General features: G+C 50.2%; 20 tRNA genes. All 20 read right to left on the reverse strand.

Going from position 1 to position 2043, the window contains the following annotated elements:
- Window positions 1-153: 153 nt before the first annotated feature.
- A tRNA-Cys gene (locus J5E45_RS13410) sits at window positions 154-224 on the reverse strand.
- A 9-nt stretch (window positions 225-233) separates the two neighbouring features.
- Window positions 234-305 (reverse strand) — tRNA-Gln (locus J5E45_RS13415).
- 11 nt (window positions 306-316) lie between these two features.
- Window positions 317-389: transfer RNA gene (locus J5E45_RS13420), tRNA-His, on the reverse strand.
- A 2-nt stretch (window positions 390-391) separates the two neighbouring features.
- Window positions 392-465: transfer RNA gene (locus J5E45_RS13425), tRNA-Trp, on the reverse strand.
- A 16-nt stretch (window positions 466-481) separates the two neighbouring features.
- Window positions 482-565: transfer RNA gene (locus tag J5E45_RS13430), tRNA-Tyr, on the reverse strand.
- Between the two features lie 6 nt (window positions 566-571).
- Window positions 572-647: transfer RNA gene (locus J5E45_RS13435), tRNA-Thr, on the reverse strand.
- Window positions 648-657: 10 nt separating this feature from the next.
- Window positions 658-730, reverse strand: a tRNA-Phe gene (locus J5E45_RS13440).
- Between the two features lie 11 nt (window positions 731-741).
- A tRNA-Asp gene (locus J5E45_RS13445) sits at window positions 742-817 on the reverse strand.
- A gap of 8 nt (window positions 818-825) precedes the next feature.
- Window positions 826-899: transfer RNA gene (locus J5E45_RS13450), tRNA-Met, on the reverse strand.
- Between the two features lie 13 nt (window positions 900-912).
- Window positions 913-1005, reverse strand: a tRNA-Ser gene (locus J5E45_RS13455).
- Window positions 1006-1049: 44 nt separating this feature from the next.
- Window positions 1050-1142 (reverse strand) — tRNA-Ser (locus J5E45_RS13460).
- A 9-nt stretch (window positions 1143-1151) separates the two neighbouring features.
- Window positions 1152-1225, reverse strand: a tRNA-Ile gene (locus J5E45_RS13465).
- A gap of 27 nt (window positions 1226-1252) precedes the next feature.
- Window positions 1253-1326 (reverse strand) — tRNA-Met (locus J5E45_RS13470).
- A 27-nt stretch (window positions 1327-1353) separates the two neighbouring features.
- Window positions 1354-1429: transfer RNA gene (locus tag J5E45_RS13475), tRNA-Ala, on the reverse strand.
- Between the two features lie 16 nt (window positions 1430-1445).
- Window positions 1446-1519, reverse strand: a tRNA-Pro gene (locus J5E45_RS13480).
- A gap of 8 nt (window positions 1520-1527) precedes the next feature.
- Window positions 1528-1601 (reverse strand) — tRNA-Arg (locus tag J5E45_RS13485).
- 17 nt (window positions 1602-1618) lie between these two features.
- Window positions 1619-1704, reverse strand: a tRNA-Leu gene (locus tag J5E45_RS13490).
- Between the two features lie 8 nt (window positions 1705-1712).
- Window positions 1713-1787 (reverse strand) — tRNA-Gly (locus J5E45_RS13495).
- Between the two features lie 3 nt (window positions 1788-1790).
- A tRNA-Leu gene (locus tag J5E45_RS13500) sits at window positions 1791-1872 on the reverse strand.
- Window positions 1873-1885: 13 nt separating this feature from the next.
- A tRNA-Lys gene (locus J5E45_RS13505) sits at window positions 1886-1961 on the reverse strand.
- Window positions 1962-2043: the final 82 nt, after the last annotated feature.

The following is a 2043-nucleotide window of genomic DNA, read 5'->3' on the forward strand; positions in this document are numbered from 1 at the left end:
ACCTATACCTCATTCCGGGAAGGAATGTGTTCTGAGAGTTGAACTACTCCCGCTTAATTATTAAATTATGGAGCGGAAGATAGGACTTACACCTACACCACGTTCCGGGAAGGAACGTATTCTGAAAGTTGAAATACTCCCGCATTTTGATGAAGGCGGCAACCGGATTTGAACCGGTGATAAAGGTTTTGCAGACCTCTGCCTTACCACTTGGCTATGCCGCCAATAAAAAACTGGGCTAGCTGGATTCGAACCAGCGCGTGATGGAGTCAAAGTCCATTGCCTTACCGCTTGGCTATAGCCCATTAATATAAAGGGCGGATGATGGGAATCGAACCCACGAGTGTCGGAACCACAATCCGATGCGTTAACCACTTCGCCACAACCGCCATGGCAGGGGCAGTAGGAATCGAACCCACATCAAAGGTTTTGGAGACCTTTATTCTACCGTTGAAATATGCCCCTATTAAATTAAAATAAATGGTGGAGGGGGGCAGATTCGAACTGCCGAACCCGAAGGAGCGGATTTACAGTCCGCCGCGTTTAGCCACTTCGCTACCCCTCCTAAGAATGGTGCCGGCCAGAGGACTTGAACCCCCAACCTACTGATTACAAGTCAGTTGCTCTACCAGTTGAGCTAGGCCGGCTTGCATGAAATGGTTCAGGACAGAATCGAACTGCCGACACATGGAGCTTCAATCCATTGCTCTACCAACTGAGCTACTGAACCATAATGAAAAATGGCGGTCCCGATGGGATTCGAACCCACGATCTCCTGCGTGACAGGCAGGCGTGTTAACCGCTACACTACGGGACCTTTAAAAATTGCGGGAGGCGGATTTGAACCACCGACCTTCGGGTTATGAGCCCGACGAGCTACCGAACTGCTCCATCCCGCGATAATAATATTAATGGCGGAGGAAGAGGGATTCGAACCCCCGCGAGCCGTTAAGCTCCTGTCGGTTTTCAAGACCGATCCCTTCAGCCGGACTTGGGTATTCCTCCACAAATATTAGCTAAAAATAAACTATATTAAATTATGATAAAAATGGCGGAGGAAGAGGGATTCGAACCCCCGCGGGCCGTTAAGCCCCTGTCGGTTTTCAAGACCGATCCCTTCAGCCGGACTTGGGTATTCCTCCAAAATTATATGGACCTTGCAGGATTCGAACCTGCGACCGAACGGTTATGAGCCGTTAGCTCTGACCAACTGAGCTAAAGGTCCTAAATATAATTTACAACTAATAATTAGTGGCGGTGGAGGGGATCGAACCCCCGACCTCACGGGTATGAACCGTGCGCTCTAGCCAGCTGAGCTACACCGCCGTTGTATTTAGGTTGTATTATTAAATATGGTGGAGACTAGCGGGATCGAACCGCTGACCTCCTGCGTGCAAAGCAGGCGCTCTCCCATCTGAGCTAAGCCCCCATATATTTTAGGTTTATCGGGAAGACAGGATTCGAACCTGCGACCCCTTGGTCCCAAACCAAGTGCTCTACCAAGCTGAGCTACTTCCCGTAAATTAATGCGCCCAATAGGGGTCGAACCTATAACCTCTTGATTCGTAGTCAAGTACTCTATCCAGTTGAGCTATGGGCGCATAATTTTATAGGATGATGCCGAGGACCGGAATCGAACCGGTACGGTGATCTCTCACCGCAGGATTTTAAGTCCTGTGCGTCTGCCAGTTCCGCCACCCCGGCAAAAATAATGGAGCAGAAGACGGGATTCGAACCCGCGACCCCGACCTTGGCAAGGTCGTATTCTACCGCTGAACTACTTCTGCATATGCGGGTGAAGGGAGTCGAACCCCCACGCCGTAAGGCGCTAGATCCTAAGTCTAGTGCGTCTGCCAATTCCGCCACACCCGCGATATTAAAATAATGGTGAGCCATAGTGGGCTCGAACCACTGACCCTCTGATTAAAAGTCAGATGCTCTACCAACTGAGCTAATGGCTCTTTAAAAATGGTGCCGGCCAGAGGACTTGAACCCCCAACCTACTGATTACAAGTCAGTTGCTCTACCAGTTGAGCTAGGCCG

Origin of the sequence: Staphylococcus shinii (assembly GCF_017583065.1) — a bacterium.
Classification (GTDB): Bacteria; Bacillota; Bacilli; order Staphylococcales; family Staphylococcaceae; genus Staphylococcus; species Staphylococcus shinii.